Here is a 7,137-nt window from a genome sequence, read left to right on the forward strand (position 1 = left end):
TGTATTTGGTTGTACAAATGCATCTTAACGGAGGGCTTTTTTTAATTCAAGGACTCCTCTATTGAATCCCACAGGAATCTCCTGCGGGATGAACATGATCGGTGAGATCCCGCAGGGCTGTTAAGCCCGAGGAAGCTCAGCACATGGGATGTTCGACTAAGACCGCCACGTCCTGTGGCAACGTCGAACGACCCTGCGTCGTGCAGGGCCGAAAAGCGAAATCGTCCCCCACAGGACCAAATTCTCACAAAAGTCTCGAAATCAAGTCTTCAACAAACGGGAGCTTATCTACAACATCAAAATTTAAAAAGACCATAAAGAAAAGAGGGCACTCTGGAGCGCCCTCTTTTCTTTATTTTTCTGCTAATAAGTCAGCAAATGCTTTTGCATAAGGAGGCAGATCAGGCGGACGGCGGGCGGAAACGATGTGCTCATCTTTCACGACCGCCTCATCATACCAGGTAGCTCCAGCGTTTATCATATCGTCTTTAATACCAGGAGTACTTGTAACTTTACGGCCTTGCAGGATGTCTGCAGAGATGAGCACCCAGCCGGCATGGCAGATTTGGCCGATCGGCTTTCGCTGTTCATTCATGTGCTGTACCATTTCGATGACTTTATCATAGCGACGAAGTTTATCCGGTGACCAGCCGCCTGGAACGAGAATGCCATCATAATCAGCGGGATTAATATCACCGAAAGCATAATCTGAAGTTGCTGGAACTCCGTATTTGCCTGGGTATTCTTTACCAGCTTCTTCCCCCACAAGGTGAACAACAGCTCCCTCTTCCTGTAGGCGGAGTAAAGGATACCATAATTCAAGATCCTCAAAATCTTTACTTACAAGCGCAATCACTTTTTTATTTTCTAATCGCATAAGTACCCTCCTTCATCATTACTCTTCTTTTATTCTATCAAACCCTTTTCAGGTATTCGAATCTTTAGACACGGCAAGAACCCACCAGATCAGTAAAGGCTGGAACAGTGGACGGACCCACAAAGCCGTCACATTTGTCCCCTCACTCCAAGGTGCAGGAATGCCATAAATGGCCGCGTAAATGTTTGCTGGAAGAACAATTACCAGAAAAGCAGCAGTAGCCCATCCGGCAGCCCTTCTCGTTTGGGGGAAAAGCAGGAGAAGAGCAAGCAGCCACTCCGTAATTCCCGTTACATAAACAATAATAAGCTTGTATGGTACCCACTGAGGAATCATCTGAGCAAACCCATGATCATAGATGAAGTGGGTGACTCCTGCAAAGAAGAAGGCAGCCGCAAAAATATAAAGGCCTAGTTGTCGTATAAATGTCATGTTTTCACTTCCTTTGATTACAAATAAACGTTCACTTTATAAAAAGATTTGAAACCTATGTACTAAAAAATTCGTAAAGAACTGTGCAGCTTCTCAATTAAATAATTCTATATATCCATGTCAAAAATTCAAAGTAATGTATAATAACTACTAAGTTCAGCATAAAGCTAAATAAGCTGCGAATCTACCACAAGCATAAGGGGACGAAATTTATGAAAAAGAAATTTACTTTGTTGATGGCGTTCATTATACTGTTAGCTTCAAGCCTGGCAGTCCCGGAAACCAGCCTGGCTTCTACGGGGAATGAAGGAATCAATGAAAAACTCGGCTTACCGATTGTAGTTTATGGAGAAGCATTATCCGATACCCAAAAATCAGAAGTTGTCGAACTGCTGGAAGTGAATCAGCATGAGCAAGTTGATGAATTTACAGTTAATGGTCAAGATTTAGCTAATTACATTGGTGGAAATCCGAATGCCAATATGTACTCTTCGGTTAAGATTATTCACAAGGATACAGGACAAGGATTGAATATAGAAATCGTTACTAAAGATAATATCACAGAAGTAACCAAGGAGATGTATACAAACGCTCTATTGACGGCAGGTGTTCAGGATGCCGACGTTCTGGTTGCTTCCTCAGTTAAGGTTAGTGGACATTCAGCGCTGACAGGAATTTATAAAGCTTATGATGCTAAAGGTGTTAAACTGGATGAAGGCCGTATGCAGGTAGCGAGTGAAGAACTGGACGTTGCTACTTCTATTGCCAAGGAAGAAGGAATAAGTCAGGCGGAAATAAGTGAACTGCTGACAGAAATAAAAAAAGCAATTGCTGAACAGAACCCTGCCACCCGTGAAGAAGTCGAACAAATTGTTAAAGAACAACTTCAGGCATTAAACATTGAACTTAGTGCTGAAGACCGCCAAAGGCTAGTGGATTTGTTTGAGCAAATGAGAGACCTGAATATTGATTTCGATCAGGTGAAAAACCAATTAGATGATTTAACTGGAAATATTCAAGATTTAATCAATGATGATGGATTCTGGAACAGCCTCCGGGCGGCTGTTAAAGACTTCTTTCGCTCCTTGAGCAACTTTATCAGTTCCCTGTTTTAAACTCACTTAAGAATTTACATGATCTGGAACACCTCAGGTCCTCCCTATATTAGGAGGACCTGAGGTGTTTTTAATGGGAAGAGATGGATTGTTCGGCAATATGGTTTTTAACGTAATCATTATTCCAGTGGACATAATGTCCGCCATCAACACGCTTAATGGTTAATTTAGAATTTCTGCGTTGAAGGAGTCGATCAATGGCTTTAATTGTACGGGCTTCTTCTGACTTATTTACACCTTTAAAAGAAGCATAGTAAAGAGTAGTAGGAACGAGCATTTTTTGAACCATTGATGCTAGAGGTATATTGTAGAAACCAAACATGACATTCAGTCCCTCGGGGGTCACCTCGCACGGGGTGTAAAAGGTTTGGTCAATATAATTTGTTTTCTTCAGATTTGTGGCTTTACAAAAACGGTGAATGTCATTCTCGAGATCTTCGGATGGTTGGCTTGAAAACAATGGATGTAGGACTTTTAAGACAGGACGTCTGCATAAACGGACCATCAAATTCAACATAGGGAAAGCCAGCGCAAACGGTCCAAATTCATGGACTGGAACTCTAGGGAAATCTTTGTGACCTTGATCGAGTAAAAACAACTGAGAAACACGTTCAGGATAATAGTAAGCAAACGAAATCGCAAACCCTCCCCCCAGGGAATGACCGATTAAGAGTATTTTTTTAATACCTTGTTTGTCTAAGTATTCTTTCAGCCAATCAGCAATTACTTTTGAAGTGCACCTTTCAGAAATACCTGTGCTTCTGCCTATGCCAGGAAGATCTATCATATGAACGCGGAAATTTCCCTTAATATGTTCAGCTATATTTAAACCTTCTACACCAGGCATGCCTCCAGCAGGTAAAAAAATGGCGTCCTGCCCAGTTCCTATTATTTCTGCATAAAAATCCTCCATATTGTTCCCCTCGCTTCATCATAGTTGGACCTGCAAATCCTTTCATTCAGCTTAGCTTAAATAATCCTCATAAGTAAAATCATTCCACCTCAGGTCATCCATAATCTGGGTGAGCTGAGGTGGAATGATTAACCATACAAAAAAAGCGTTCCTACCCGGAACGCTTTTTTGTCAGTTGGCTGCTGTTTTAACATCTTCAATGATTTGATCGTAGGGGACATCTGTGTCTCCTCTGTATTTTTTTAACACGTTGCCATCTTTCCCAACAAGATAGAAGGAGGTACCGTGGGTTACTTGATCATTGCCTTCTGTTTTTTGAACGGGAGCTTTAAAACTTTCCTGAGCAAAATTTTGAATTTGTTCCTGCGTGTAACCCGTCACAAAAGTCCAGTTACTATAGTCCACACCATATTTATTTCCGAATTCCTTTAATTCATCAGGAGAATCCACCGTGGGATCTACGCTAAATGAAACGATTTCAGCATCTATGTCTTTTTCCTGAAGTTGATCCTGTATCTGAGCCATATTGCGGGTCATGGGCGGACAGACCGTATTACAGGAAGTAAAGATGAAGTCAGCCAGCCAAACTTTTCCTTCCATATCCTCTACAGCAAAATCAGCCTCTTCCTGCGTGGTTGCTTTGAAATTCTGTGTTTCCCAATCAAGTGTATTTTCAAGTTCACCACTGCCGCATCCTGCAAGCAATAGTGTGAACAAAAGTGTCATGCTAAGTAAGATGAAATGCTTCATAAAGCTTTTTTCTCCTTCCAAAATAGGATGTACGTCCTCAGTTTACGCTCGAATAAATCAAAGTGTCAATTGAATCTCCATCTGTTAATAAAATAGACACAGTTGGCTTTTTAATTATAGTTCAAATGTAAAATATTTACTTAATAGTATAAAGACCTGAAAATCGGAAAAGGCTAAGGTACCAGGATGGATGAGCGGGGGATTATAAATGCCTTATTTTACTGAAAAACATGGAAAACAATTATTTTATGAAGATAAAGGAAATGGGGAAGCGATCATATTTATACATCCGCCAGGGATGGGAAGGAAAGTATTTAGACAGCAGCATGCTTTAGCTGAACACTTCCGAATTATATTTCCTGATTTAAGCGGGAATGGAGATTCGGAACTCGTGACTAAAGCTCCTGATATTACCTTCTATGCAAAGGAGATTAAACAATTAATTGACCATTTGAGGATTGATAAAGTAACTCTTGTTGGTTATTCATGCGGCGGGATGGTTGCTCAGGAATTTGCATTAACTTATCCTAAGCGAGTCCACGCGCTTGTATTGGCAGGGGGATTTCCAAAGGTCGATACTGGCGGATTGCGATTTGAATTTTTAGTAGGCATGGAGTGGGTAAGAAAAAGCCCCGAGACGCTCGCTAAATTATTAAGCAATTCTCACTTTAGAGATCCGATCATTAAGCGGGATTTAAGTGAACATATGGCTAAATCCAGTCCGGATGCGTGGTATGAGTTCTATAACAGAGGGTTTCGTTTCGATTGCAGCCGAAGACTTCCTAAATTAGAAGTGCCGCTTCTTCTTATGTATGGAACGAAGGAATTCTGGATTAATCACCACGTTAAATATTATTTTAACTGTCCTGATACGACCCTTGTTTACATTGAAAGGGCATATCACCAAATTCCGGCGACGCATTGGCCAATCTTTAATCAATACATTAAAGAGTTTATTGAAAAAAATGTATTATCAAAAAAAGCAGAGATTTGATCACTGCTTTTTTTATTTTCTCTCTGCTTCAAACGTCTGGTCGATCTGCTCGGTAAAGACCGCATTTTTTAAGGTTATTTCCAGATTGGAAGCATCTTGGACAAGCGAATCCTTAACATTAATATAGGCGCTGTCTTCCGATCCACCGTACTCAACATTGGCTTCCTTTCCATTATCACTTTCGATATGGACATTTTTAGGTCGTTCAAAAGCAGGGCTGCCCATTTGTCTGGGAGAGATGCCGATTAATTTTTTGGGCTGTTCAAAATCTTGAGGTCTAAATCCTAGTCGTACATCCATTCCGTGCTCACCATGAGTATTTAATTGCTCGATATAAACATTCGTATTATATATTTCTGCTGCCTTTTTATTCACACTTGTGTTTCCTCTTACCTTCGGATTTATCTCTGAAAGATCTACATTAAAAGAAAATGAATCCCCACTAGTTAAATGGACATTTTTCACTTCAAGTGATACCTCTTCTGGTATAGAATAGACCGGTCTGAAATATCCTTCATAGATGTTCTCTTTACCTTCTACTTTTTGCAGGAAAGGAGTGATAGGAACCTGCTTTCCGTCTTTGGTTATTAAAGTAGCGTTCAGGGAAGAATTAAATTTCGCTTGCTGATGATCGACCCTTACCTTGAGAAAACTTTCTGTAATCCCCAGGTTAATTTCTAAAGGTTCGACGGTTAGTCCGTCATTTTGATATATTCTATCAAAGGTGTACTGCCCTAACCGGTTCTTATCGGGGTCGAATGTGTACTGAACTGGCATGGACTTCGACTCGTACATACTTCCATCAATCCGGAAGGTCATCGAGGTTAAAAGCTGTTGGTTAAACTCTTCAGGATTAGGAACCATCCGGTCCGGTTCTCCCTCTTTAGGGATCGGTATCGTTTGGACCATACTATAAAGACGATTTTCAAAAATAACCCCCTCTCCATACTGCATTGGCGGTGCATGAGTGGAAAGTGTTTGAGTATCAGCATCTTGTTTCTTTTTCAATTTCACTTCTTCTACCGAAGGGACATTATTCACATAGTTATTGGTTTCTTCCGTGATTAGCGCAGATAAATCAATACTGTAAAAGATATAAATAGAGCGACCGCTATGCCATACTTGATTAATTTGCATTCGTCCATCCCGCTGCGGCAGCTTTGCAGTTTCTTGAGGAAAAGTCGTTAATCCCTTCTCCTTTGCAATCTCAAGCCCTGGCACTCTTTCTTTATAAAAATCATTTATTTTCTCGTAGCTTTCAACTTCTTGCCATTTGGTCGGCAGATCGTCCTGATTTACGGGTTTTGCCTTCCGTTGTGGTTTGGATTTCTGACTGTATGTAATTCGATCCTTACTGTCTGATGTCGTCACGTATGTTCCTATCGCAAAAATCAGCAGAACGGCTATAATCCCCAGCCATTTCCATTTGTTTTTGTTTTTCCACATATGTATAACCCTTTCTATCGTTTAGTTCCTATTATCCGGCTTAATGTAATTTAATGGTAATTTTCTTTTCGTTAATCCTATATCTATTATACTAATAATAACAGAATTTTCGGAAATGGATGGGTTTGAATTTGGAATCGAAAATGACCGAACGTGCTAGCAGGTGGATCATAGTTATAGCATCTGTCGAAACGATGGTTTTGTCACTAATTCAAACAGCTTATATCAACTTCGATGGATTTATGATTTACGAAACTGGATTATTTGTTTGGAGAGTTCTTGATTAAGAATCTCCCACCTGATAAAGGGAGTGGGGGGAGTTCAAAAGTTCTCCGCGTGGAAAGACGGGGAAGCGCAGACTTTTTACTCGAAAGTAACATGCAGAAAGAAGCTTTTACGTACGGCTCCGCTGATTTAAGAAGGTAATAGTAAAGCCTGGCTCCAATGTATTGGAGTCAGGCTTTTAATCTTCGTCTGTGTAATGATGATACATAGCTTCGCCTTCGGAAGGTTTTTCTTCAACTTTTGACTCTTGTTGAGGAACGAAAGCTTTTGTGTACGTTAGACGGCTGCTGAATATCTCGGCAGCTTCGTTCGTATCCTCCACTTT

At 40.6% G+C, this 7,137-nt stretch carries 7 protein-coding genes; 2 read left to right on the top strand and 5 right to left on the bottom strand.

The window, feature by feature from the left end:
- Positions 1-352 precede the first annotated feature (352 nt).
- Positions 353-877 (bottom strand): type 1 glutamine amidotransferase domain-containing protein, encoded by a 525-nt coding sequence (locus WAM07_RS09195; RefSeq protein ID WP_422166239.1) that lies wholly within the window; start codon positions 875-877, stop codon positions 353-355.
- A gap of 48 nt (positions 878-925) precedes the next feature.
- Positions 926-1,309 (bottom strand): hypothetical protein, encoded by a 384-nt coding sequence (locus WAM07_RS09200; RefSeq protein ID WP_422166241.1) that lies wholly within the window; start codon positions 1,307-1,309, stop codon positions 926-928.
- A gap of 212 nt (positions 1,310-1,521) precedes the next feature.
- Between WAM07_RS09200 and WAM07_RS09205 the strand changes: the two genes are divergently transcribed.
- Positions 1,522-2,424, top strand: a complete 903-nt coding sequence (locus WAM07_RS09205; RefSeq protein WP_422166242.1) for a DUF1002 domain-containing protein — start codon at positions 1,522-1,524, stop codon at positions 2,422-2,424.
- Positions 2,425-2,494: 70 nt separating this feature from the next.
- On the opposite strand, the gene WAM07_RS09210 is transcribed toward WAM07_RS09205, so the two are convergent.
- Together WAM07_RS09210 and WAM07_RS09215 are read right to left on the bottom strand one after the other, a co-directional pair.
- On the bottom strand, positions 2,495-3,337 hold the full coding sequence (locus WAM07_RS09210) for an alpha/beta hydrolase (RefSeq protein ID WP_422166244.1): 843 nt from the start codon (positions 3,335-3,337) through the stop codon (positions 2,495-2,497).
- Positions 3,338-3,508: 171 nt separating this feature from the next.
- Positions 3,509-4,087, bottom strand: a complete 579-nt coding sequence (locus tag WAM07_RS09215) for an SCO family protein (RefSeq protein ID WP_422166246.1) — start codon at positions 4,085-4,087, stop codon at positions 3,509-3,511.
- Positions 4,088-4,295: 208 nt separating this feature from the next.
- Between WAM07_RS09215 and WAM07_RS09220 the strand changes: the two genes are divergently transcribed.
- Positions 4,296-5,081, top strand: a complete 786-nt coding sequence (locus WAM07_RS09220; protein WP_422166247.1) for an alpha/beta fold hydrolase — start codon at positions 4,296-4,298, stop codon at positions 5,079-5,081.
- 12 nt (positions 5,082-5,093) lie between these two features.
- On the opposite strand, the gene WAM07_RS09225 is transcribed toward WAM07_RS09220, so the two are convergent.
- Positions 5,094-6,527 (bottom strand): hypothetical protein, encoded by a 1,434-nt coding sequence (locus WAM07_RS09225; protein ID WP_422166249.1) that lies wholly within the window; start codon positions 6,525-6,527, stop codon positions 5,094-5,096.
- Positions 6,528-7,137: the final 610 nt, after the last annotated feature.

Source organism: Halobacillus sp. (assembly GCF_049282395.1).
GTDB lineage: Bacteria > Bacillota > Bacilli > Bacillales > Halobacillaceae > Halobacillus.